General features: G+C 61.1%; 22 protein-coding genes. 12 read left to right on the top strand and 10 right to left on the bottom strand.

Features of this window, described 5'->3' with window-relative positions; translation table 11 throughout:
* Positions 1-19: 19 nt before the first annotated feature.
* Both AO240_RS02460 and AO240_RS02455 read right to left on the bottom strand, forming a co-directional pair.
* A complete protein-coding gene (locus AO240_RS02460; RefSeq protein ID WP_256585828.1) occupies positions 20-1321 on the bottom strand; it encodes a TIGR03862 family flavoprotein in 1302 nt (433 codons plus the stop codon).
* 170 nt (positions 1322-1491) lie between these two features.
* Positions 1492-2412 (bottom strand): histone deacetylase, encoded by a 921-nt coding sequence (locus AO240_RS02455; RefSeq protein WP_099235035.1) that lies wholly within the window; start codon positions 2410-2412, stop codon positions 1492-1494.
* A gap of 75 nt (positions 2413-2487) precedes the next feature.
* Between AO240_RS02455 and AO240_RS02450 the strand changes: the two genes are divergently transcribed.
* From AO240_RS02450 to AO240_RS02440, 3 genes are read left to right on the top strand one after another with little or no spacing between them, the layout of a single operon-like run.
* On the top strand, positions 2488-3057 hold the full coding sequence (locus tag AO240_RS02450; protein ID WP_099235034.1) for a GNAT family N-acetyltransferase: 570 nt from the start codon (positions 2488-2490) through the stop codon (positions 3055-3057).
* 41 nt (positions 3058-3098) lie between these two features.
* The gene (tesB, locus tag AO240_RS02445) at positions 3099-3968 is read left to right on the top strand and encodes an acyl-CoA thioesterase II (RefSeq protein WP_058413869.1); all 870 of its coding nucleotides are present in this window, start codon (positions 3099-3101) and stop codon (positions 3966-3968) included.
* Positions 3965-4564, top strand: a complete 600-nt coding sequence (locus AO240_RS02440) for an HAD family hydrolase (RefSeq protein ID WP_099235033.1) — start codon at positions 3965-3967, stop codon at positions 4562-4564. Before tesB ends, AO240_RS02440 begins: the two co-directional genes overlap by 4 nt.
* Before the next feature lie 210 nt (positions 4565-4774).
* Here the strand turns inward: AO240_RS02440 and AO240_RS02435 are convergent, their stop codons facing one another.
* From AO240_RS02435 to AO240_RS02425, 3 genes are all read right to left on the bottom strand, one after another.
* Entirely contained in the window at positions 4775-5761 is a 987-nt protein-coding gene (locus AO240_RS02435; protein WP_099235032.1) for a hypothetical protein, read from the bottom strand.
* Positions 5762-6652: a neutral zinc metallopeptidase gene (locus AO240_RS02430; protein ID WP_099235031.1), complete on the bottom strand. Its 891-nt coding sequence runs from the start codon at positions 6650-6652 to the stop codon at positions 5762-5764.
* Positions 6653-6738: 86 nt separating this feature from the next.
* Positions 6739-7155 (bottom strand): membrane lipoprotein lipid attachment site-containing protein, encoded by a 417-nt coding sequence (locus tag AO240_RS02425; protein WP_099235030.1) that lies wholly within the window; start codon positions 7153-7155, stop codon positions 6739-6741.
* A gap of 185 nt (positions 7156-7340) precedes the next feature.
* Between AO240_RS02425 and AO240_RS02420 the strand changes: the two genes are divergently transcribed.
* On the top strand, positions 7341-8219 hold the full coding sequence (locus AO240_RS02420; protein ID WP_099235029.1) for a DMT family transporter: 879 nt from the start codon (positions 7341-7343) through the stop codon (positions 8217-8219).
* 1 nt (position 8220) lies between these two features.
* Here AO240_RS02420 and AO240_RS02415 read toward each other — a convergent pair whose 3' ends face one another.
* Positions 8221-9555, bottom strand: a complete 1335-nt coding sequence (locus AO240_RS02415; RefSeq protein ID WP_099235028.1) for an MFS transporter — start codon at positions 9553-9555, stop codon at positions 8221-8223.
* A 233-nt stretch (positions 9556-9788) separates the two neighbouring features.
* Here AO240_RS02415 and quiC point away from each other — a divergent pair, with 233 nt between their 5' ends.
* Both quiC and AO240_RS02405 read left to right on the top strand, forming a co-directional pair.
* On the top strand, positions 9789-11690 hold the full coding sequence (quiC, locus tag AO240_RS02410; protein ID WP_099235027.1) for a 3-dehydroshikimate dehydratase QuiC: 1902 nt from the start codon (positions 9789-9791) through the stop codon (positions 11688-11690).
* A gap of 77 nt (positions 11691-11767) precedes the next feature.
* Positions 11768-12433: a TetR/AcrR family transcriptional regulator gene (locus tag AO240_RS02405; RefSeq protein WP_099235026.1), complete on the top strand. Its 666-nt coding sequence runs from the start codon at positions 11768-11770 to the stop codon at positions 12431-12433.
* Positions 12434-12469: 36 nt separating this feature from the next.
* Here AO240_RS02405 and AO240_RS02400 read toward each other — a convergent pair whose 3' ends face one another.
* Positions 12470-13318: a shikimate dehydrogenase gene (locus AO240_RS02400; protein WP_099235025.1), complete on the bottom strand. Its 849-nt coding sequence runs from the start codon at positions 13316-13318 to the stop codon at positions 12470-12472.
* Complete coding sequence (aroQ, locus tag AO240_RS02395) at positions 13315-13764, bottom strand: type II 3-dehydroquinate dehydratase (RefSeq protein ID WP_058413879.1); 450 nt, start codon at positions 13762-13764, stop codon at positions 13315-13317. The genes AO240_RS02400 and aroQ overlap by 4 nt, the downstream gene beginning before the upstream one ends.
* Before the next feature lie 283 nt (positions 13765-14047).
* Between aroQ and AO240_RS02390 the strand changes: the two genes are divergently transcribed.
* Both AO240_RS02390 and AO240_RS02385 read left to right on the top strand, forming a co-directional pair.
* Complete coding sequence (locus tag AO240_RS02390) at positions 14048-14476, top strand: DUF4160 domain-containing protein (protein ID WP_099235024.1); 429 nt, start codon at positions 14048-14050, stop codon at positions 14474-14476.
* A complete protein-coding gene (locus AO240_RS02385; RefSeq protein WP_099235023.1) occupies positions 14473-14913 on the top strand; it encodes a DUF2442 domain-containing protein in 441 nt (146 codons plus the stop codon). Before AO240_RS02390 ends, AO240_RS02385 begins: the two co-directional genes overlap by 4 nt.
* A 6-nt stretch (positions 14914-14919) precedes the next feature.
* Here AO240_RS02385 and trmA read toward each other — a convergent pair whose 3' ends face one another.
* Both trmA and AO240_RS02375 read right to left on the bottom strand, forming a co-directional pair.
* Complete coding sequence (gene trmA, locus AO240_RS02380; protein ID WP_099235022.1) at positions 14920-15999, bottom strand: tRNA (uridine(54)-C5)-methyltransferase TrmA; 1080 nt, start codon at positions 15997-15999, stop codon at positions 14920-14922.
* Positions 15996-17291, bottom strand: a complete 1296-nt coding sequence (locus AO240_RS02375) for an NCS2 family permease (RefSeq protein ID WP_058413883.1) — start codon at positions 17289-17291, stop codon at positions 15996-15998. Before AO240_RS02375 ends, trmA begins: the two co-directional genes overlap by 4 nt.
* 210 nt (positions 17292-17501) lie before the next feature.
* Here AO240_RS02375 and AO240_RS02370 point away from each other — a divergent pair, with 210 nt between their 5' ends.
* The 4 genes from AO240_RS02370 (at position 17502) to AO240_RS02355 (ending at position 21732) form a co-directional block, all read left to right on the top strand.
* The gene (locus tag AO240_RS02370) at positions 17502-17945 is read left to right on the top strand and encodes a DUF4879 domain-containing protein (RefSeq protein ID WP_099235021.1); all 444 of its coding nucleotides are present in this window, start codon (positions 17502-17504) and stop codon (positions 17943-17945) included.
* Between the two features lie 96 nt (positions 17946-18041).
* Positions 18042-18566: a (2Fe-2S)-binding protein gene (locus AO240_RS02365; RefSeq protein ID WP_099235020.1), complete on the top strand. Its 525-nt coding sequence runs from the start codon at positions 18042-18044 to the stop codon at positions 18564-18566.
* Positions 18563-19552 carry a xanthine dehydrogenase family protein subunit M gene (locus AO240_RS02360; RefSeq protein ID WP_099235019.1) on the top strand — a complete coding sequence of 330 codons (990 nt, stop codon included), beginning with the start codon at positions 18563-18565 and terminating at the stop codon, positions 19550-19552. The genes AO240_RS02365 and AO240_RS02360 overlap by 4 nt, the downstream gene beginning before the upstream one ends.
* On the top strand, positions 19549-21732 hold the full coding sequence (locus tag AO240_RS02355; protein ID WP_099235018.1) for a xanthine dehydrogenase family protein molybdopterin-binding subunit: 2184 nt from the start codon (positions 19549-19551) through the stop codon (positions 21730-21732). The genes AO240_RS02360 and AO240_RS02355 overlap by 4 nt, the downstream gene beginning before the upstream one ends.
* Positions 21733-21859 lie beyond the last annotated feature (127 nt).

Here is a 21859-nt window from a genome sequence, read left to right as displayed (position 1 = left end):
TTTCACTCCAGCGAACAGCTCACCGGCTTTTTTCTGCGTTTTCAAGTTTGGCGGCAGTCGCCGCTCTATTCCTTCCCGCCTCAATGGCTGGCTTGGTCAAGGACAGCCACTCCAGAACGCCGCGCCCAGCCGCTCGCCCGCTGGCAAAACACCCGGTCAGCAAATACCCGCCGGTCGGCGCTTCCCAATCCAGCATTTCCCCCGCACAAAACACCCCCGGCAATGGCTTGAGCATCAAGCGCTCATCCAGCACCTCGAACGGCACCCCGCCTGCCGTGCTGATCGCCTCATCCATCGGCCGTGTCCTCACCAGGTTCAGCGGCAGCGCCTTGATGCTCACCGCCAACTGCGCCGGATCATTGAAGTGTTGCGCAGGCGCCAATTCACGCAACAGCGCGGCTTTCACTCCATCCAGGCCTAATTGGCTGTGCAAGTGCTTGCTCATCGAGCGTGAACCACGCGGCTTGGCCAACGCGGCCTGCACCTTGTCCAGCGGTTTGCTCGGCAACAGGTCGATGTGCACGGTGGCGGAGCCGTGCTGATTGATCGCTTGCCGAATTGGCGCTGACAGCGCGTAGATCAAACTGCCCTCGATACCGCTGGCCGTGACCACACATTCCCCGAGCCGGGGTGTGTCATCCGCCAACCCGATGGCGACGTTTTTCAACGGCGCGCCCGCGAATTTGCTGACCATCAATTCGCTCCAGGCTGATATCTCAAAGCCACAATTACTCGGTTGCAGTGGCGCACACGGCACGCCTCTTTCCTCCAGCAATCTGAGCCAGGCACCGTCGGAACCCAAGCGCGACCAACTGCCGCCGCCCAAGGCCAGCAACACTGCGTCGCTGTGGACAGTTTTATCACCGTCCGGGCTGTGGATAAGTAAATCGCCATCGGCATTCCAGCCCAGCCAGCGATGCCGGGTGTGGATAACCACGCCGTGGTCGCGCAGGCGCTTGAGCCAGGCGCGCAGCAGCGGGGCGGCTTTCATGTCGGTAGGGAAGACTCGGCCCGAGGTGCCGACGAAAGTTTCAATGCCCAGCCCGTGAATCCATTCGCTCAAGGCTTCGGCACCAAATTCGCGCAACAACGGTGCCACGTGCGGCGCGCGTTCGGCATAGCGCGACACAAACGCCGGGTAAGCCTCGGAGTGGGTGATGTTCATGCCGCCGACACCGGCCAGCAGGAACTTGCGCCCCACCGACGGCATGCCGTCATACAGGTCGACCCGCACGCCCGCTTGGCTCAAGACTTCAGCGGCCATCAGCCCGGCAGGGCCGCCGCCGATGATGGCAACGTGTGTGGAGGCGGTTTGAGGCATGGGCAGGGCTACGTTCGCTGAATAGGCCGAGCATTCTACCCGAGGACAGCCTGGCTGCCTGATCAAAAAATGTACACTTTCCTACAGGCCATACGGATGTTCGCTCTCAGCGCCTTACGCTCAAGTTATCCACAGGCCGTTCCACAGGCATTGTGGGTAAGCTTCACAGTTCAATGACAACCTGATGACGCCCACACCCGCTGCGCGCTGTGGTGCAGGATGCCGTGGCGACGGGCCAGGGCAGGGCGGTCTTTGCTGTAGCCGCCACCGATCACGCCCATCACCGGGATGTCGCGCCCCAGGCAATGGCGCATCACACTTTCATCACGCGCGGCCACGCCGGCGTCTGTCAGCTTGAGGTAACCGAGGGCGTCATCCTTGTGCACGTCTACACCGGCGTCATACAGCACCAGGTCGGGCTGGTAGAGCGGCAACAGGTAGTTGAGCGCGTCGTCCACCACCTTGAGGTAATCGGCGTCGCCCATGCCCATGGGCAGCGGGATGTCCCAATCACTCTGCGCCTTACGCGCGGGGAAGTTCTTTTCGCAGTGCAGCGACACGGTGATTGCATCCGGCGTGTCGTGGAGGATGCGCGCGGTGCCATCGCCCTGGTGCACGTCGCAGTCGAAGATCAGCACGCGGTTGACCCGGCCGCTGGCCAGCAGGTACTGGCTGATCACCGCCAGGTCATTAAAGATGCAAAAGCCTGCCGGGTAATCGTAATGCGCGTGGTGCGTGCCGCCCGCCAGGTGGCAGGCCAAGCCGTGCTGCAGCGCTTGTTCCGCCGCCAGTATCGAGCCGCCAACCGCGCGCACGGTGCGCCGCGCCAACGCTTCGCTCCAGGGCAGGCCGAGGCGCCGTTGGTCTTCGCGGCACAACTGGCCGCTCATGTAGCGTTCGATATACCCAGGGTCATGCGCGAGGGCCAGAATCTCTGGCGGGCACAGCGCCGGGCGCAGCAATTGGCTGTCGTGCGTCAGGCCGCTGTTCACCAGGTGGTCGCGCAACAGGCGAAACTTGTCCATGGGGAAGCGGTGTTCCGCCGGGAACTCGGGGCTGTAGTCATCGTGGTAGATCAATGGCAAAGGCATGGGATTTTCTGACGGGAACCTGCGAAGGATCTTAACAGCGCTGTACACTCACGCACATCGCAAGGGAGGGGACCCATGGAGCCGATACTCGAATTGGAAAGCGCACGCCTGGTGCTGCGCCAATGGCGCGACAGCGACCTGCCGGAATTTGCGCGTATGTGCGCCGACTCGCAGGTGATGCGCTATTTCCCTGCCACGTTGGGCCACTTGGAAAGCGCCGCGTTGATTGGCCGGATTCGCGGCCACTTCGCCGAATATGGCTTCGGTTTTTGGGCCTTGCAGCGCAAGGACACCGGCGAGTTTATCGGCCTCACCGGGCTGCAGAATGTCAGCTTTGAAGCCGACTTTGTGCCGGCGGTAGAGATTGGCTGGCGCTTGGCCCGCGAGCATTGGGGCTTGGGTTACGCCAGTGAAGCGGCCTGGACTGCGCTGCGCTGTGGGTTTGACCGGTTGCAGCTGGACGAAATTCTCGCCTTCACCACCGAAACCAATTTGCCATCACAAAAAGTCATGCAAGCCATCGGTATGCATTACGCTCCCCAGGCAGACTTTGAACACCCCAAAATCGCAGCCGATAACCCGCTGCGCCACCATGTTTTGTACCGCATCACCCGCGCCCAATGGTTGGACACGCTGCATGGATAAGCAGCCCGGAATGCCTTATCGATTGTTGTAGGAGTTGCTCAATGAGCCAAGTATTGGAAGACCTAGTGGACTTGCTGACCCTGGAGCCGATCGAGGAAAACCTCTTTCGCGGCCGCAGCCAAGACCTGGGTTTTCGCCAACTGTTCGGCGGCCAGGTGCTGGGCCAGTCGTTGTCGGCCGCCAGCCAAACCGTCGATGAAGCGCGGCACGTGCATTCCTTGCACGGCTATTTTTTGCGCCCGGGCGATGCCGCGTTGCCGGTGGTGTATTCGGTGGACCGGGTGCGCGATGGCGGCAGTTTCAGCACGCGGCGGGTCACGGCGATTCAGAAAGGCAACCCGATTTTTACCTGCAGCGCGTCGTTTCAATATGACGAGGAAGGCTTTGAGCACCAGACCACCATGCCGGTGGTGGTCGGCCCGGAAAACCTGCCGTCGGAGCTTGAGCTGACCAAACAGCGCGCGCACCTGATCCCCGAGCACATGCGCGACAAGTTGCTGTGCCCCAAGCCGATCGAAGTGCGCCCGGTCACCGAAAAAGACCCGTTCAACCCGCAGCCGTCCGACCCGGTCAAATACGTGTGGTTTCGCGCAGACGGCGCGCTGGCCGACTCGCCCGCGCTGCATAAGTACCTGCTGGCCTATGCCTCGGACTTCGGCCTGCTCACCACCTCGTTGCTGCCGCATGGCAAAACCGTGTGGCAAAAAGACATGCAAGTCGCCAGCCTCGACCACGCGCTGTGGTTTCACGCCGACTTGCGCGCCGATGACTGGTTGCTCTACGCGATGGACAGCCCGTGGGCGGGTAATTCGCGCGGTTTCTCACGCGGCAGCGTGTACAACCGCGCCGGGCAACTGGTGGCGTCGGTGACGCAGGAAGGCTTGATTCGCCATCGCAAGGATTGGTCATGAGCCTGTCGCACGTTAAGCACTGGGTGTTCGACATGGACGGCACCCTCACGGTGGCCGTGCATGACTTTGCGGCGATTCGCGTGGCCCTCGACATCCCGCCCGAAGACGACATTCTCACGCATTTGGCGGCGTTACCGGCGGATGTCGCGGCGGCCAAACATGCCTGGCTGCTTGAGCATGAGCGCGAGTTGGCGCTGGGTTCGGTGGCGGCTGAAGGCGCGGTGGCGCTGGTGCGCGAACTGGCCGAGCGTGGCTATCGCCTGGGCATTTTGACGCGCAATGCGCGCGAGTTGGCGCACGTCACGCTGGAGGCGATTGGCTTGGCGGACTGCTTTGCGGTTGACGATGTGCTGGGGCGTGAGGACGCGCCGCCCAAGCCTGACCCCGGTGGTTTGCTGAAGCTGGCGGCGGCTTGGGAGGTTTCGCCCACGCACATGGTGATGGTTGGGGATTACCGCTTTGACCTGGATTGCGGGCGGGCAGCGGGGGCAAAGACGGTGCTGGTGAATCTGCCGGAAAACCCGTGGCCGGAGCTTGCAGACTGGCATGCTGAGGATTGTGCGGCCTTGCACCGGATGATCCAGCGCCAGCTTTAGCTTTAGCTGTAGCTGTAGCTGTAGCTGTAGCTGTAGCTCTGGCTCTAGCCCTGGCTCTGGCTTTAGACACTGGAGATCAACTGTGGGAGGGGGCTTGCTCCCGATAGCGGTGTTTCAGTCAGAACATGTGTAGCTGACCCACCGCCATCGGGAGCAAGCCCCCTCCCACAATTTGATTCCCACAGGTTGATCCAGTTTTTTCAGTTATTTCTACTGTGCGAACAACGCCTTTTTCCCTTCAGGCGAAGTGAATATCCCGTCGCCGTTATGCCCAACCCCCGGCACTTCCACCAGCGTGTGGCTGAGCTGTGGATGCCGCGCTTTCAGGTAGTCAAAATAATTGTGCCCGCGAATCAGCCGATACGCGCCTTGGGTTTCGGCTTCGCAGCTTTTATCCAGCGCCGGGTGATTCGGGTCGGTGTCTTGCTGGCCGAGCAGGTAGGTGACGTTGCGCGACACGTAAGTCTGCTCAAGCAGCGTTGCGCTCTGGCCGTCGGCGTAGGCCGGCAGGTGTTGCATGCCGTACTTCCAGTCGTTGAAGCCAGGGCAACTGGCTGGGTCGAACTTCACCGGGCGCTGCGCGCTGAAGTAGGCGTAGGTCGATGGGTTCGCCACCACGTAACGCAGGCTGATGCCTTCGGTTTTCAACAGGGGGTGGTCGTGGCCGGTGAGGGCGAAACGCTGCACCACTTGGCCGCCGCCGGAGTGGCCGGCCACCACGATTTCTTTCAGAGCCGGGAACAGCGTGCGGTTGCCCAAGTGTTTGATGATGTGGTCGAGCGCGCCATAGGAGCTGACCTGGCCAGGGCCGGTCGACGGCTCGCCAGCCATCCAGTCGTTGCCATTCCAGCGCAGCACTTGGTCGCCCAAGTGGTTGCGCTTCACGTCTGAGGCGTTCAAAAACTGCGGCGCGATCACCAGTGTCGTGGCGCCAAGCCCGGCATGCTCGGCGGCAGATTCACCGCTGTGCAGGTAGGTCTGCGCGTTGCGCAGGCGACCGTGCACGATGATCAGCGCACGGGTAACGTTGGGCAGCGGCTGGCGCCAGTCCTGGCTCAGGCCCACGCTGAGGTCGCCAGCCTCCAGGTGCAAACGATCAGGGCTGACGTCTTTGACGCCGTGTTCTTTCTCGGCTGCCCAAATGAAAGGCGCGCAGGTGATCAACACGCCCAACAGCAAACCCAATCGTTTTTTCATTTAGAGGCTCTTGGCGGCGAAGGTATCGCATTGAGTGATCTGGCCTTGGGCGAAGCCGGTTTTGAACCAGCGAACCCGCTGCGCCGAGGTGCCGTGGGTAAACGAGTCCGGCACCACGCGCCCTTGACCCTGTTGCTGCAAACGGTCATCGCCGATGGCGTTGGCCGCGTTCAATGCTTCTTCAATGTCACCGGGCTCCAGCCAGTTAAGGCGCTTTTGCGCACGGTTGGCCCACACGCCGGCAAAACAGTCCGCTTGCAGCTCCTGGCGTACCAACAGACCGCCATCGCCCTGCATCGGCCGGCCTTGTTGACGCGCAGCCTGGATCTTCGAGGATATGCCGAGCAACGTTTGCACGTGATGCCCGACTTCGTGAGCGATCACGTAGGCCTGCGCGAAATCGCCGGCGGCCTGGAAGCGTTGCGACATTTCCCGGAAGAAATCCAGGTCCAGGTACACCTGTTGGTCGGCCGGGCAATAAAACGGGCCGCTCGCCGAGGTCGCGCCACCGCAGGCGGAATTGACCCGGCCACGGAACAGAATCAGTTTCGGGTTCTGGTAGGTCAGGCCGTTTTCCTTGAACACCTGGCCCCACGTGTCTTCGGTATCGCCGAGTACGGCGCGCACAAAGTCGGCCTGCTCATCGTTGGCCGCTGGTGCCTGGCGCGATTGGGTGCTGGCCGTGGGTGCCTGTTCCATCTGGCCGGTCAACTGGCCGAGGATCTGCATCGGGTCCTGGCCGGTCAGCCAGCCGATACCCACAATCAGCACAATCGCCGTGAGGCTCAGGCCCTTGCCGCCGCCAAAACGCATGCCGCCACCGCCACCACTGCCGCTGTCATCGCGGGCATCTACCACGTTGTCGCTGCGTCGGCCTTTTTTCCATAGCATGAAGCAATCCTCTCGATAAACCTTGGGAACAGTGTTGTGGGTGCGCAGGCATGGCGCCTGTTGAAGGGTGTGTCAGCAAAGCCTGCTCAATCGCGGCAGTAGCCCTCGCCGGTATCGACAATCAGGCAGTCTTTTTTATCCGCCAGCCATTTCAAACCCGTCGCTTCACCGTCGCCGGCGCTCAGTTGTTGCGGGCCGTCCGGGCGGGTAAAGGTGATGCCATCTTCGTTGGCTTCACCTTTGAAGGTGCCCGAATCGTCGGCGTCGACCCCGTATTGCATGGTCAAGAGGTAGTGGCCGCGGCCAATGCTGTCGTCTTTGGCAATGGTCAGGTACAGGCCTTCGACGCCCACCCACTTGCCCACCCACTTATCGGTCGGTGGGGTGTTCGGCACCAGGGTCGCTTGCACCGACGCGGGGGCGGGTTTGGGGGCTTCTTTCGTTTCCTGATTACACGCGGCGAGCAGGGCGACGGCAGAAAGAATAAACAGTGTTTTTTTCATAGCGGCAGGGCCTTGGTTAAAAAGTACGCAACGCGCGAGCAAACCTGCAGCGTTGGACTCGAATCAGGTGATTTAGTGCGCTGTTCGCACGGCGTTTGGTTATGCTCTTGGGGCAGACGCAGGCCCGGCTGCTAGAGTAACGGGTTGAGTGCCCCAGCGTTCAACCCGCCACGCAAGAGAACCCAATGACTGTCAGTACACCGCTCTCCGGCGTCAACCACCCCTTCAAAGGTATTTTGCTGATTGTGGTGGCGACGTTTCTGTTTTCCAGCCACGACGCCTTGTCCAAGTACCTGGCGGGGTTTTACCCGATTGTGATGGTGGTGTGGGCGCGTTACCTGGTGCACACGGTGTTGATGGCGGGCATCTTCCTGCCGCAATCGGGCCTGCGTGTATTGCGCAGCAAGCGGCCGGGCATGCAGTTGGTGCGGGCGTTGTGCCTGTTGGGCACCAGCCTGTTTTTCACCACGGCGCTGCATTACATCCCGCTGGCTGAAGCTACGGCAGTGAACTTTCTGGCGCCGATTCTGGTGACCGCATTGTCGGTGCCCTTGCTCGGCGAGCATGTCACGCGTGGCCAATGGCTGGCGGTGATCTGCGGGTTTATCGGCGTGCTGGTGATCATCCATCCCGGCGGCGAGCTGTTCACGCCTGCGGTGTTGCTGCCGCTGTGCTCGGCGATGTTCTTCTGCTTTTACCAACTGCTCACGCGCATCCTGAGCAAATACGACACCCCCACCACCAGCAACTTTTTCGCCGGCCTGTGCAATACCGTGGTGATGAGCGCGATGGTGCCGTTCTTCTGGCAAATCCCGACGCTGTGGCATGGCGTGTTGATGCTGGCGCTGGGCACCTGCGGGATGACCGCACACTTGATGCTGACCCAGGCGTTCCGCTTCGCGGCGCCAGCCTTGCTGGCGCCGTTTGGCTATTGCCAGATCGTGTTTGCGGGGTTGTTGGGCTGGCTGGTGTTCAGCCATACCCCCGACATGACCACGGCGGTCGGCATCGGGGTTATCTGCCTGAGCGGGTTAGCCGCTGCCTGGCAGCAGCGGCGGCGCTGAATCACACGTCTACGCTGGGTATCTTGCGCGGCGCCATGAAGTACATCCACGTCAGCGCAATGAAGTACATCGCCGGTATCAGCGTGAACAGCACGGTGTAGTTATTGTGGGTGACGGTGAGGATATGGCCGACGATCTGGGTCATGAACATGCCGCCGATGGCTGCGCACATGCCGCCGAAACCAAACACCGTGCTCATCATGTGCTTGGGCGTGTAGTCCATCACCAGGCTCCAGATGTTGGCGGTCCAGGCCTGATGCGCGCCGATGGCCAGCGAAATCGCGAACACCGCAACCCACAGTTGGCTGGAACCTGCGGCCATGATCACGCCGACGATGCAGCAGGCAAACAGCAGCATCGACAGCAGCCGCGCCTTGATCGAGTTCATCCCGCGGCCAATCAGGAACGACGACAGAATGCCGCCGCCCACGCTGCCGAAGTCGGCGGTCAGGTAAATGATGATCAGCGGGATGCCCATTTGGGTCACGTTGATGCCCAGGTTGTATTGCTGGTTCAAAAACGGCGGCAGCCAATACAGGTAAAACCAGAACACCGGGGCGGTCAGCGAGTAGGCGATGGCAAAGGCCCAGGTGCCGCGCATGCGCAGGATACGGCTGAAGGGCACGCTCGGTTGCGGCGGCTCGACTTCCTGTTGCACGTAGGCAAGTTCCGACTGTTTAACGCTCGGATGGTCTTCTGGGTTGTAGTACTTCAAACCCCAGAACAGCAGCCAGATGCCGCCAAGTGCGGACATGCACAGGAACGCCGCCTGCCAGCCCCACACGTGAAGAATCAACGGCAGCAGCATCGGCGTCATCATGGCGCCGACATTCGTGCCGGCGTTGAAAATACCGGTGGCCACCGCGCGTTCACCGGCCGGGAACCACAGCCGCGTGGTCTTGACGCACGCCGGGTAGTTCGCGGCCTCGGTCAGCCCGAGGATAAACCGGCACACCATAAAACCTACGGCCGAAGTGGCCAGGCCGTGGGCGCCCGTGGCCAGGCTCCACAGCAGCACGGCGCAGAAGAACACGCGTTTTACGCCGACGCGGTCGATCAGGCGGCCCTGCAGCACGAAACCGATGGCGTAGCCGACCTGAAACCAAAAGTTGATGTTGGCGTAGTCCATCGCCGTCCAGCTCATCTCCTTGGCCAAAATCGGTTGCATCACGCCCAGTGCGGCACGGTCGATGTAGTTCAGGGTGGTGGCGAAGAACACCAGGGCCAGCATGCCCCAGCGAGTTTTACCCACGGCCAGGGCACCGCGAATCTTGTCGCCGATGCCGGCGTGCGGGTTGCCTGGGCGCGCGGCCAGGGCGGAATTTTGCAGAGGCATGAGGTCGTACCCGTTTTTTGAAATTTTTATGGTGTGTTCTGGGTCTTTTTTTCTATGAGGGTTGCGTCGTCGATGGTGCGCAGTGGCTAAAAAATCGTCAATTCGCCGATTGCCATTTTGTTCGATAATCGCCCAAAAAACTAACCGGTTCGTACATTTCAATTGCTGTGTACAGTTTAGCGGCGAATAATTTGCCGTAAATAAGACGAGCCTCAAATGCCGGGAGTCGCCCCATGCAACGCTCCATTGCCACCGTTTCCTTGAGTGGAACCTTGCCGGAAAAACTCGAAGCCATCGCGGCTGCCGGGTTTGATGGCGTGGAAATTTTTGAAAATGACCTGCTGTATTACGACGGCAGCCCGCGCGAAGTTAAGCAAATGTGCGCCGACCTGGGCATTGCTATCACCTTGTTCCAACCGTTTCGCGACTTTGAAGGCTGCCGCCGTGACCGCTTGGCGCGCAACCTGGAGCGTGCCGAGCGTAAATTCGATCTGATGCAAGAGCTGGGCACCGACCTGGTGCTGGTGTGCAGCAACTCGTCGGCTGATTGCGTGGGCGATGAGCGCATTTTACTCGACGACCTTGGCCTGTTGGCCGAGCACGCTGGCCGGCGTGGCCTGCGCATTGGTTATGAAGCGCTGGCCTGGGGCAAGCATGTGAACACCTGGCAGCAGGTGTGGAACCTGGTGCGTCAGGTTGATCACCCAAGCCTGGGTGTGCTGCTCGACAGTTTTCACACGCTGTCGTTGAGAGGCGACCCGAGCGCCATCGCCGACATCCCCGGCGACAAAATCTTTTTTGTGCAGATGGCCGACGCGCCGATCCTGGCCATGGATGTGCTGGAGTGGAGCCGGCATTTTCGCTGCTTCCCCGGCCAGGGCGAATTTGACTTGGCGGGCTTTCTGGCGCCGATCATCAAGAGTGGTTACACCGGGCCGTTGTCGCTGGAAATTTTCAACGACGGTTTCCGTGCCGCGCCGACGCGGGCGAATGCGGCGGACGGCTTGCGCTCGCTGCTGTACCTGGAAGAGAAAACCCGCCAACGCCTGGCGCAGGAACAGCCTGCCGCGCCGGTCGAGATACTGTTTGATACCCCGGCCGCCAGCGAATATGACGGCATCGAATTCCTCGAATTTGCCGTGGACGAAAACCTCGGCGCCAAGCTCACGCAATGGCTGGAGCGCATGGGGTTCGTCAAGGCCGGGCAGCACCGCTCCAAGAGCGTGAGCCTGTTGCGCCAGGGCGACATCAATTTGATCCTCAATAGCGAACCGTATTCTTTCGCGCATAACTTTTTTGAAGCGCATGGGCCGTCGTTGTGCGCCACCGCGATTAGGGTCAACGACAGTGCCAAGGCGCTGGAGCGGGCGGTGGCCTTTAAAGGCCAGCCTTATCGCGGGTTGGTCGGGCCTAATGAGCTTGAATTGGCGGCGGTGCGCGCGCCGGATGGCAGCCTGATTTACCTGGTGGATCAGAGCGAAGGCGGGCTGTACGACACCGACTTCACGCTGCAAACCGCAACGGCTTCGAGCGGCGGCCTGCTGCGCATCGACCATATGGCGATGGCCCTGCCGGCCGACAGCCTCGACAGTTGGGTGCTGTTTTATAAAAGCCTGCTGGATTTTGAAGCCGATGACGAAGTGGTGCTGCCCGACCCTTACGGTTTGGTGAAAAGCCGCGCGCTGCGTAGCCGCTGCAGCTCGATTCGGTTGCCGCTGAATATTTCCGAAAACCGCAACACGGCGATTTCCCACGCGCTGTCGAGCTATCGCGGCTCGGGCGTGCATCACATTGCGTTCGACTGCGCGGATATTTTCGCCGAGGTCAGCCGGGCCAAAGAGGCCGGCGTGCCGTTGCTGGATATTCCGCTTAACTATTACGACGACCTGGCGGCGCGGTTTGATTTCGACGACGAGTTCCTCAGCGAACTGGCGTACTACAACGTGCTGTACGACCGTGACGCTCAGGGCGGTGAGTTGTTTCACGTCTACACCGAGCCGTTCGAGGGGCGGTTTTTCTTCGAGATCATCCAGCGCAAGAATGGCTATGCCGGCTACGGCGCGGCCAACGTGGCGGTGCGCCTGGCGGCGATGGCCAAATCGCGCAGCGGTGCGGTGCGTCAGGCGCGGCTATAACGGCGGGGCGGGTGCTTCCTTCGGCGAGCGCCGCGCCGCATAATCACCGCCTGCATAACACAGGCTGTGAGCGCCCCATGACTTCGAGTCCCGAACTCCCCGCGGTGTCAGACGCACCGCGTAAGGGTCGTAAGAACAACCCCGGAAAGACCCGCGAAAACATCCTTCAGGAAGCCATCGTCGAGTTTGTTCAGCAGGGCCTGTCCGGCGCTCGCGTGGATGCAATCGCCGAGCGCATCCACACCTCCAAACGCATGATCTATTACTACTTCGGCAGCAAGGAGCAGTTGTACCTCGAGGTGCTGGAGAAGCTCTACGGCGACATTCGCAACACCGAAACGCGCATGAACCTCACCGAGCTTGAGCCACGCGAAGCGATCCGCCGCCTGGTCGAGTTCACCTTCGATCACCACGACCAGAACGTGGATTTCGTGCGCATCGTGAGCATCGAAAATATCCACAATGCCGAATACGTGAAGCGTTCGGATTCGATCAAGGCGATGAACAGCAACATCCTTGAATCGTTGGGCGTTACCCTGCGACGCGGCGCCGAGATGGGGTTGTTTCGTGAAGGGCTGGAGCCGTTGGACGTGCACCTGCTGATCAACTCGTTCAGCTTTTACCGGGTGTCCAACCGCCATACGTTCAGTGAGATCTTTCAGATCGAGCTGTCGGACGAGGCGATTAAACAGCGGCATCGGGAGATGATTTGTGAGTCTGTGATGCGTTACCTGCAGGCCTGAATGCACTCAATATGTGAGGGGGCACGCCCCCTCCACTCAGGTATTCATGCTCTGGAAGTGCGCCAGCATGCGCTGCGCATCGGGCGCCTCGCCACTGAATAACTCGAACGCCTTCACCGCTTGAAACACCGCCATGTTGCCGCCGTCCAGTGTGCGGCAACCCAGCGCGCGGGCATCGCGTAGCAGCTCGGTTTCCAGCGGGAAATAGACGATCTCCGCGACCCATAATTCAGCCCGCAACAAGGCCGCTGGTACCGGTGTGCCGGGCAATTTTGCCATGCCCATCGGCGTGGTGTTCACCAGGCCATCCGCCTCGGCCATGGCGTTTTCCAGGTGACTGCCGACTTGAGCGCGACCGCCGCCGAAGCGTTGCGCAAGGTTATCCACAAGGTCGCGGGCGCGGGCCACGTCCACGTCAAAAATGCTCAAGTGCTGCACACCCTCGGCCAGCAGCGCATGCGCCACCGCCGCGCCCGCACCGCCGGCGCCCATCTGCACTACGCGTTGACGTGCGACATCACTCAAGTTGCGGCGAAAGCCTTCAGCGAATCCCAGGCAGTCGGTGTTGTGGCCGATACGTTTGCCGTGTTTGAACACCACGGTGTTGACCGCGCCAATGCCACGCGCCTCGTCGGACAATTCATCGAGTAACGGCAGAATCGCCTGTTTGCACGGGTAGGTAATGTTCAGCCCGGTGAACTGCATCAGCTCGACGGCGTCCAGCAGGTCGGGCAGGGCAGTGATGTTCAGTTGCAGCGGTTCCAGATCGATCAGGCGATACAGGTAGCGCAGGCCTTGCGCATCGCCTTCCTGCTCATGCAGGGCGGGTGTGCGGGAGGCCTGGATACCCGCGCCGATCAGCCCGGCGAGAATGCGCGGCTTCATTGGCCTGATCCTTTCAACGTGTGGCTGAAGTGTTCCAGCGCCAAATGGTAGCCGTGGCTGCCAAAGCCTGCGAGCACCGCCTTGGCGATGGGCGACACAAACGAGTGATGCCGAAACGCCTCACGCGCGTGCACGTTGGAAAGGTGCACTTCGATCACCGGCACTTCACTGGCCACCAACGCATCGCGAATCGCCACCGACGTGTGCGTCCAGGCCGCCGGGTTGATCACGATACCGGCGCAACGCGCGCGTGCGCCGTGTATCCAGTCGAGTAACTCGCCTTCGTGGTTGGTCTGGCGAAATTCTATTTTGAGTCCGAGTTTTTCCGCGCTGCGGCCGCACAGCGCGGCGACATCGGCCAGGGTTTCATGGCCGTAGGTGGCGGGCTCGCGGGTGCCGAGCAGGTTGAGGTTGGGGCCGTTAAGCACCAGCACGATGGGCTGCATCAGGGTGTCTCCAGACTTATTGTTCGTTGTGCAAATAAAATGTACCAGATGGTTAATTGGGTCAATCAGTCGCTCAAGATTGATGCTGCATGTGTTCGATTATCGAACCTTTAATCACTCACAGGCGTTTCTCGCAGCCTCGGCATGAGTGGTTACAAGACCAGATTCGCCGTCGCGCGCTGCGTGACTACCCTGTGAACCAGTGCTCGGATAAAGGCGCCGGTTGTCGGGTGATACAAGAAAATTGTTACCTGACCGAAAATAACCTAACGGATGGGTTACGATGAAAGTAGGTGCTTACAAAGGATGTGTGATTTCGGTGTTTCTCAGGGACGAGCATTGCCCGCCCCACGTGCATGTCAGGGGCAAGGAATGGGACGCGCGCTTTGGTTTCAATTTTCTGAATGGGAAAGTGCAGTTGTGGGACGTAGACCCTGAACGCAGGCGACCGCCGACAGCGGTGCTTGAGGGCGTACGCAAGGCGCTGCTGCAGCCGCACTACTTGGCGCGTGCCCGCCGAATCTGGTGGGAGAAGCTGCAAACGGTTTGCCTGGAGAATCATTCCTGGGATTGGGAAAACGCAGAAGTGTTGCCTGGGTTGATCATTCAGCGCGGTGTTTATGTGATCGCATGTGCCCGCCACGATGTGGTGGGGCAGAAAACAATTTTGAATCTGGTCAGGGCGCCGGGTTCTGTGGAGATCGACTTATGAAACAGATCGTAAAGGCCAACGTTTTACCCGATGTACCGCTCACTGAGGCCGACGTCGACAAGGCAATCGACCGTGGGCGCAAATTGAAGCGTTTGTACGCCAACGCCAGCAATGTGCGGCATGAAGACAACTGCATCTCCATTGGTTTCAGCGACGGCAGCCGCATCATGCTGCCGGTGGCCGGGCTACCGGAGTTCGAAGGCTTTTCTCAGGAGGATTTTCAGCAGTTGGAGGTGGGTTTTGGCGGCAAGGCGCTGTGCTGTGAAGCGCGCGATCTGGATGTTTCGATTACCGGGCTGGTCGCCACAAGCCAGCCTTTGATGGACTTGGCCGCAAGCCTGGTCGCATCGCGCAATGGGCGTAAAAGCAGCGCGGCCAAAACCGCCGCCGCCCGCGCCAATGGCAAGAAGGGCGGGCGGCCACGCAAGGAAACGTGAGAGCGCTTAGCGGCGGGTTAGGAGCACGCCCGATTCCATGTGGTGCGTCCACGGGAACTGGTCAAACATCGCGCATTGGGTAATGCGGTGCGTGTCATGCAGTTGCGCAATGTTCGCCGCCAGCGTTTCCGGGTTGCAGGAGATATACAGGATAGTGTCGAAGCGCCGGGTCAGCTCGCAGGTGTCCGGGTCCATGCCGGCACGTGGCGGGTCGACGAACACGCTGCCGAATTCGTAGCTTTTCAGGTCGATGCCGTGCAAGCGGCGGAACGGGCGTACTTCGTTGAGCGCTTCGGTGAGTTCCTCGGCGGAGAGGCGCACCAGGGTGACGTTACCCACTGCGTTTTCATCCAGGTTACTCAAGGCCGCATTCACCGACGTCTTGCTGATTTCGGTGGCCAGCACCTTGCGCACGCGGGTGGCCAACGGCAGGGTGAAGTTGCCGTTGCCGCAGTACAGCTCAAGCAAATCATCGGTGCGATCGCCCAAGGCTGCGTACGCCCAGTTGAGCATCTTCTGGTTCACCGTGCCGTTGGGCTGGGTAAACGCGCCTTCGGGTTGGCGATAGCTGAACGTGCGGCCGCCGACCTCGAGTTTTTCCACCACGTAGTCGTGGCCGATCACATCGCGTTTGCCCTTGGAGCGGCCGATGATGCTCACGTTCAACTGCGCCGCCAGGGCGTTCGCGGCGGTGTGCCAATGCTCGTCCAGCGGGCGGTGATAGCACAGGGTGATCATCGCGTCGCCGGCCAGGGTGGTCAGGAACTCCACTTGGAACAGCTTGTGGCTCAGGGCGGCGCTGGCTTGCCAGGCGGCCTTGAGTTGCGGCATCAACTGGTTGATGCGCGCGCTGGCGATGGGGAATTCTTCGATCAGGATGGGCGTGCGCTTGTCGTCCTGGGAAAACATCGCGTAGTGGCGCTCACCGCCTTCGCGCCACAGGCGAAACTCCGCGCGCAGGCGGAAGTTCTGCAGCGGCGAATCGAAAACCTCTGGCTCTGGCGCGTCGAACGGTGCCAGCAGGTCACGCAAGCGCGTGACCTTGTCTTGCAGTTGAGCGGTGTAGCGTGCGGCGTCAAAAGTCATGCGTTAAACCAGCCCAGCTTGATCACAAACAGAATCGACAGGATCACCAGTGCCGGGTTCAGCTCACGGTAGCGGCCCGAAAGCAGCTTGATGGCGGTCCAGGCGATGAAACCGAAGGCGATGCCGTTGGCGATGGAGTAAGTGAAGGGCATCGCCAGGGCAGTGATCACCACCGGCGCTGCCACAGTAATGTCATCCCAGTCGATTTCCGCCAGGCCCTGGGTCATCAGCACGGCCACAAACAGCAGCGCCGGCGCGGTAGCGAAAGGCGGAACGCTGGCAGCCAATGGCGAGAAGAACAGCGCCAGCAAAAACAGAATCGCGACCACGATGGCAGTCAAACCGGTACGGCCACCGGCGCTCACGCCCGCAGCGGATTCGATGTAACTGGTGGTGGTCGAGGTGCCCAGCAGCGAACCGGCCATGGCGGCGGTGCTGTCGGCGATCAGCGCGCGGCCCATTTTCGGCATGTGGCCGTCTTTGCCCATCAGGCCGGCACGCTTGGCGACGCCGATCAGGGTGCCGGAGTTGTCGAACAGGTCAACGAACAGGAAGGCAAAAATCACGCTGACCAGGCCGATGTCCAGTGCGCCTTTGATGTCCAGCTGCAGGAAGGTCGGCGCCAGCGAAGGTGGCATCGAAGTCACGCCGCCGAACGGGGTGAACCCCAGGGCGATGGACACGATGGTCACTGCCAGAATACCGATCAGCACTGCGCCGCGTACCGCCAGGGCTTCCAGCGCTACGATCAGCACGAAGCCCAGGGTGGCGAGAATCGGTGCGGGTTGTTTCAGGTCGCCCATGCCCACCATGGTGGCCGGGTTGCTGACCACGATACCGGCGTTGTGCAGGGCGATCAGCGCCAGGAACAGGCCAATACCGGCGGCAATCGCCGAGCGCAGGGGCAGGGGGATGCTGTTGATGATCCACTCACGGATGCGGAAGATCGACAGCAGGAAGAACAGCACCGCCGAAATAAACACCGCGCCCAGCGCCACTTGCCACGTGTGGCCCATGTGCAGCACCACGGTGTAGGTGAAGAAAGCGTTGAGGCCCATGCCCGGCGCCAGCGCGATCGGGTAGTTGGCGATCAGGCCCATCACGGTTGAACCGATGGCGGCGGCGAGGCAGGTCGCGACAAACACCGCGCCCTTGTCCATGCCGGTTTCGCCGAGGATGCTCGGGTTCACGAACAGAATGTAGGCCATGGCCAAAAAGGTCGTGATGCCCGCCAGTATCTCGGTGCGCACGTTGGTGTTGTGTGCCTTTAATTGAAACAGCTTTTCCAGCATGCCGGCTCCCTGTGACGCTATTTTGCGTCGTTATTTGTTGACCTCTAAGTCAAAGCACAAATTGCGCCAAGCGCCTGTGGTTTCAGAGAGGATCGGAAAAAGCGGCGCATCATACCAGCAGCCGAAGGCCAATGGCGCATAGGCTTGGTTTTGTGGGTACACGGCCTTGAGGCATACTGCAGCGACGTTCACCAAGGGGTCGTTCACAGCATGAAAAAAGCCAGCGCTGGCAGTCTAGCTCTGTTCGCCCTGATCGGCCTGGGGCCGGTGGCACCGACGTGGGGCGCGACTGCACCGGCGTTGAGCGAGGTGCGCGTGTTCAAGGTCGAATCGGCGCGTTGCACCGAAACCATCCCCGAGCGCGCGACCAGCACCCAAATGTGCACTCACCGTGGGCCTACCAGGGTTTCGGTGATGGAGGTGGGGCTGGGCAACAACCCGATGGGCCGCTTCGACGGCGCGGAGTTGAACGGGCAACGCACGCCGGTGTGCCAGGTCGGCACCATCAGCCAGGCATGCAATGGCGCAGGCACGGTGATGGGCTACATCTATGTGTTTGACCTGAATGTCGAAGCCCAAGGCTGGTTCCAATACAGCAATTCCTCGATCAACGGCCCGCAACATACCTTGAAAACCCTGCTTAATATCCGCTGATCAATTCTCTTGAACGCTCAAACCCACGGGAAGTCGTACCCCTGAGACGGCGACTTCCCTGAACGCCGCGGATGTACACCAACCCGTGAGGTGTTTATGAGCGCAACCCCTAATGGCGCGGCGGCCAAACCGTTCGTCAGTCACTCCATACGCCTGACCCTGAATGGCCAGGAACGCCAACTGGATGTGTTGCCCTGGACCACATTGCTCGACCTGTTACGCGAGCAATTGGACCTGGTCGGCAGCAAAAAAGGCTGCGACCACGGCCAATGCGGTGCCTGCACCGTGTTGCGCGACGGCAAACGCGTGAACGCCTGCCTGACCCTCGCCGTGATGTGCGACGGCGCCGAGTTGACCACCGTTGAAGGCCTGGCCAACGGCGACCAGTTGCACCCGATGCAGCAAGCGTTTATCAAACATGACGCCTTCCAGTGCGGCTACTGCACCCCCGGCCAAATTTGCTCCGCCGTTGGCCTGGCCAATGAAGGCCGTGCCCACGACACCGCGCAAATCCAGGAACTGATGAGCGGCAACCTGTGCCGTTGCGGTGCCTACAGCAACATTCGTGACGCTATCGAAGATGCCTTGCCGGCCTGCCGCACGCAGGGAGGCCAGCCATGAACCCTTTCCAGTACAGCAAACCCGCCGATGTGCACGAGGCGGTGCATTTGAGCAGTGCGGTGTCACGGTTTATTGCAGGCGGCACCAACCTGCTGGACCTGATGAAAGAGAACATCAGCCGCCCCGAACACTTGATCGACATCACCGGCTTGCCGCTGCAAGGGGTTGAACCCACCGCAGAAGGCGGCGTGATGATCGGCGCCCTGGTGAGCAATGCTGACCTGGCCTGGCACCCGCTGATCGAGGCGCGCTACCCGTTGCTGTCGCAAGCGATCCTGGCGGGTGCCTCGCCACAACTGCGCAATATGGCCAGCACCGGCGGCAACTTGTTGCAGCGCACGCGTTGCTACTACTTCTATGACGCCACCGTGCCCTGCAACAAGCGCGAACCCGGCTCGGGCTGCCCGGCGCGCACCGGCTTGAACCGCATTCATGCGATTCTCGGCGCCAGCGTGCAGTGCGTGGCCACGCACCCTTCAGACATGTGCGTCGCGCTGGCAGCGCTGCAAGCGCGGGTGCACGTGGAGGGCCGTGGTGGCCCGCGTGTTATCGAGTTTGCGGACTTCCATCGCCTGCCCGGTGATGCGCCGCAGCGCGACAACCAATTGGCCGACGACGAGCTGATCACCGCCATCGAACTGCCCGCCGACCACTTGGCCAGTCACAGCCACTACTTGAAAATTCGCGACCGTGCCTCTTATGCGTTCGCCTTGGTCTCGGTTGCCGCCGCGCTGCAATTGGACGGTGACACTATCGTCGACGCCCGCCTGGCCCTCGGCGGTGTGGCGCATAAGCCATGGCGCGACCGTGCGGTAGAAGCCGCGCTGATCGGCCAGACCGTCAGCCGCGAGACCTTCAGCGCCGCCGCCGACGCTCTGCTGCAAGACGCCGAACCGCTGGAACACAACGCTTTCAAAGTCAAGCTGGCGCGCCGCGCAATTATTCGCGCCCTCAGCGACGCCGCCGTCGCAGGAGAACGCTCATGAGCGCTATCGGTAAACCTCTGGACCGCGTTGACGGTCTGCTCAAGGTCACAGGCCAGGCGCGCTATGCCGGTGAGTTTCCAGACAAAGACTTGCTGCATGGCAGCGTGGTCTCCAGCACCATCGCCAAAGGCCGCGTGCTGCGCATCGACGCCTCCAAAGCGTTAGCGCTGCCGGGCGTGGTGATGGTGCTTGATCACCTCAACCGGCCCAAAATTGCCAGCTACGATGACGCGTTCGCCGACGCCGATGCCGCCGACGGCTCACCGTTTCGCCCGCTGTATAACGACCGTGTGCTCTACAGCGGCCAGCCGCTGGCACTGGTAATCGCCGATAACCTGGAGCTGGCGCGGCACGCAGGCTCCTTGGTGGAGATTGAGTACGCAAGCGAAGCCTTTGAAACCGACTTGGTGGCCCTGCAGGCGCAGGCGCACCCCTCGCCGCAAACGCCGCCTGAGCCGCGCGGCAACTTCCAGGCCGAATGGGCCGCTGCCGCCGTCAGCCTGGATGCGCACTACAGCACGCCCATCGAACATCACAACCCGATGGAACCGCACGCCAGCACCGTGCTGTATCAAGCGGATGGCACCCTGCATATCCACGACAAAACCCAAGGCCCGCAGAACTGTCAGGCCTATGTGCAAAAAGTCTTCGGGCTGGATAAAAGCCAGGTACGCATTTTTGCTGCGTTCGTCGGCGGTGCTTTCGGCTCGGGCCTGCGCCCGCAATACCAACTGCCGCTGGCCGTGATGGCATCGCTTGCGCTCAAGCGTTCGGTGCGCGTCACCCTGACCCGCCAACAGATGTTTACCTTCGGTTACCGCCCACGCACCTTGCAGCGTTTGCAGATGGGCGCTGCCGCCAACGGTCGCCTGCTGGCGTTGGGGCACACCGCAATCGGCCAAACCTCGCGTTTCGAAGACTTCAGCGAGCACGTGGTGGAGTGGAGCGGCATGCTCTACCACTGCGACAACGTGCAGTTGACCTACAAACTGGTGCCGCTGGATGTGTTCACCCCACTGGACATGCGCGCACCGGGCGCCGCGTTGGGCGTGATCGGGCTGGAATGCGCCATGGATGAGTTGGCCTGCGCCTTGGGCATGGACCCGGTGCAACTGCGCCTGATCAACTACGCCGAGCGCAACCAGGCCGAAGACAAACCCTGGTCGAGCAAAGCCTTGCGCGAGTGTTACAGCGAAGGCGCCGAGCGTTTCGGCTGGGGCCAGCGCAACCCGGAACCGCGCAGCATGCGTGACGGTAACCAGTTGATCGGCTGGGGCATGGCCGGCGGCGTGTGGGAAGCCATGCAAATGAAGGCCAGCGCCAAGGCGCGTATCGATGCGCAAGGCAAGCTGACCGTGAGCAGCGCCACCACCGACATTGGCACCGGCACCTACACGGTGATGACGCAAATTGCGGCGCAGGCGAGTGGCGTGGCGATGGCCGACATCAGCTTTTTGCTCGGCGACTCGTCACTGCCCACCGCGCCGTTGCAGGGTGGCTCGTTCACCGTGTCGTCGGTCGGCACTGCGGTGCAGCAAGCGTGCGAAGCCTTGACCGCGAAACTGCTGAGCATCGCCCGAAAGACCTACCCGGTATTCAAAGAGGCCGAATCGGTGCGCTTTGAAGACGGCAAACTGCACACCGGCGACGTCAGTGTGTCACTGGCGCAATTGGTCAAGGACGGCGGTGAGGACGCCCTGGAAGTTCAGGTCGACAGTGAGCCCGACAAGAAACGTGAGGGTTACGCCACGGCCACGCATTCGGCGGTGTTTGTCGAAGTGCGCGTGGATGAAGACCTCGGCACCATCAAGGTCAGCCGGGTGGTCAGCGCAATTGCGGCTGGGCGCGTAGTCAATCCGAAAATGGCGCGTAGCCAGATTCTCGGCGGCGTGGTCTGGGGGATTGGCATGGCGTTGCATGAAGAGACCCAAATTGACCATCAACTGGGGCGCTACATGAACCATAGCCTGGCGGAATACCACATCCCGGTGAATGCCGACATCGGCGAGATTGACGTGATTTTTGTTGAAGAGCACGACGAAATCGTCAATGCGCTGGGATCCAAAGGTGTGGGTGAAATAGGCATCGTCGGGGTCGCGGCAGCGGTGGCGAATGCGATTTACCACGCCACCGCCAAGCGCGTGCGCGACTTTCCGATCACCCTCGATAAGGTGTTGTAAGGCACTTCTTCCAAATCCTGGAGATGCAACATGTGGGAGGGGGCTTGCTCCCGATCAAGCGCGTGCGCGACTTTCCGATCACCCTCGATAAGGTGTTGTAAGGCACTTCTTCCAAATCCTGGAGATG

Source organism: Pseudomonas sp. ICMP 460 (genome assembly GCF_002723595.1).
GTDB classification, from domain to species: Bacteria; Pseudomonadota; Gammaproteobacteria; order Pseudomonadales; family Pseudomonadaceae; genus Aquipseudomonas; species Aquipseudomonas kitaguniensis.
Note: the sequence above shows the minus strand (reverse complement) of the source record. Positions and strands in the feature narration are given on the sequence as shown.

Bases quoted from the DNA above. Each gene is read 5' to 3' on its own strand.
- AO240_RS02460 (WP_256585828.1), bottom strand. From the start codon at position 1,321: ATGCCTCAAACCGCCTCCACACACGTTGCCATCATCGGCGGCGGCCCT.
- AO240_RS02455 (WP_099235035.1), bottom strand. From the start codon at position 2,412: ATGCCTTTGCCATTGATCTACCACGATGACTACAGCCCCGAGTTCCCG.
- AO240_RS02450 (WP_099235034.1), top strand. From the start codon at position 2,488: ATGGAGCCGATACTCGAATTGGAAAGCGCACGCCTGGTGCTGCGCCAA.
- tesB (WP_058413869.1), top strand. From the start codon at position 3,099: ATGAGCCAAGTATTGGAAGACCTAGTGGACTTGCTGACCCTGGAGCCG.
- AO240_RS02440 (WP_099235033.1), top strand. From the start codon at position 3,965: ATGAGCCTGTCGCACGTTAAGCACTGGGTGTTCGACATGGACGGCACC.
- AO240_RS02435 (WP_099235032.1), bottom strand. From the start codon at position 5,761: ATGAAAAAACGATTGGGTTTGCTGTTGGGCGTGTTGATCACCTGCGCG.
- AO240_RS02430 (WP_099235031.1), bottom strand. From the start codon at position 6,652: ATGCTATGGAAAAAAGGCCGACGCAGCGACAACGTGGTAGATGCCCGC.
- AO240_RS02425 (WP_099235030.1), bottom strand. From the start codon at position 7,155: ATGAAAAAAACACTGTTTATTCTTTCTGCCGTCGCCCTGCTCGCCGCG.
- AO240_RS02420 (WP_099235029.1), top strand. From the start codon at position 7,341: ATGACTGTCAGTACACCGCTCTCCGGCGTCAACCACCCCTTCAAAGGT.
- AO240_RS02415 (WP_099235028.1), bottom strand. From the start codon at position 9,555: ATGCCTCTGCAAAATTCCGCCCTGGCCGCGCGCCCAGGCAACCCGCAC.
- quiC (WP_099235027.1), top strand. From the start codon at position 9,789: ATGCAACGCTCCATTGCCACCGTTTCCTTGAGTGGAACCTTGCCGGAA.
- AO240_RS02405 (WP_099235026.1), top strand. From the start codon at position 11,768: ATGACTTCGAGTCCCGAACTCCCCGCGGTGTCAGACGCACCGCGTAAG.
- AO240_RS02400 (WP_099235025.1), bottom strand. From the start codon at position 13,318: ATGAAGCCGCGCATTCTCGCCGGGCTGATCGGCGCGGGTATCCAGGCC.
- aroQ (WP_058413879.1), bottom strand. From the start codon at position 13,764: ATGCAGCCCATCGTGCTGGTGCTTAACGGCCCCAACCTCAACCTGCTC.
- AO240_RS02390 (WP_099235024.1), top strand. From the start codon at position 14,048: ATGAAAGTAGGTGCTTACAAAGGATGTGTGATTTCGGTGTTTCTCAGG.
- AO240_RS02385 (WP_099235023.1), top strand. From the start codon at position 14,473: ATGAAACAGATCGTAAAGGCCAACGTTTTACCCGATGTACCGCTCACT.
- trmA (WP_099235022.1), bottom strand. From the start codon at position 15,999: ATGACTTTTGACGCCGCACGCTACACCGCTCAACTGCAAGACAAGGTC.
- AO240_RS02375 (WP_058413883.1), bottom strand. From the start codon at position 17,291: ATGCTGGAAAAGCTGTTTCAATTAAAGGCACACAACACCAACGTGCGC.
- AO240_RS02370 (WP_099235021.1), top strand. From the start codon at position 17,502: ATGAAAAAAGCCAGCGCTGGCAGTCTAGCTCTGTTCGCCCTGATCGGC.
- AO240_RS02365 (WP_099235020.1), top strand. From the start codon at position 18,042: ATGAGCGCAACCCCTAATGGCGCGGCGGCCAAACCGTTCGTCAGTCAC.
- AO240_RS02360 (WP_099235019.1), top strand. From the start codon at position 18,563: ATGAACCCTTTCCAGTACAGCAAACCCGCCGATGTGCACGAGGCGGTG.
- AO240_RS02355 (WP_099235018.1), top strand. From the start codon at position 19,549: ATGAGCGCTATCGGTAAACCTCTGGACCGCGTTGACGGTCTGCTCAAG.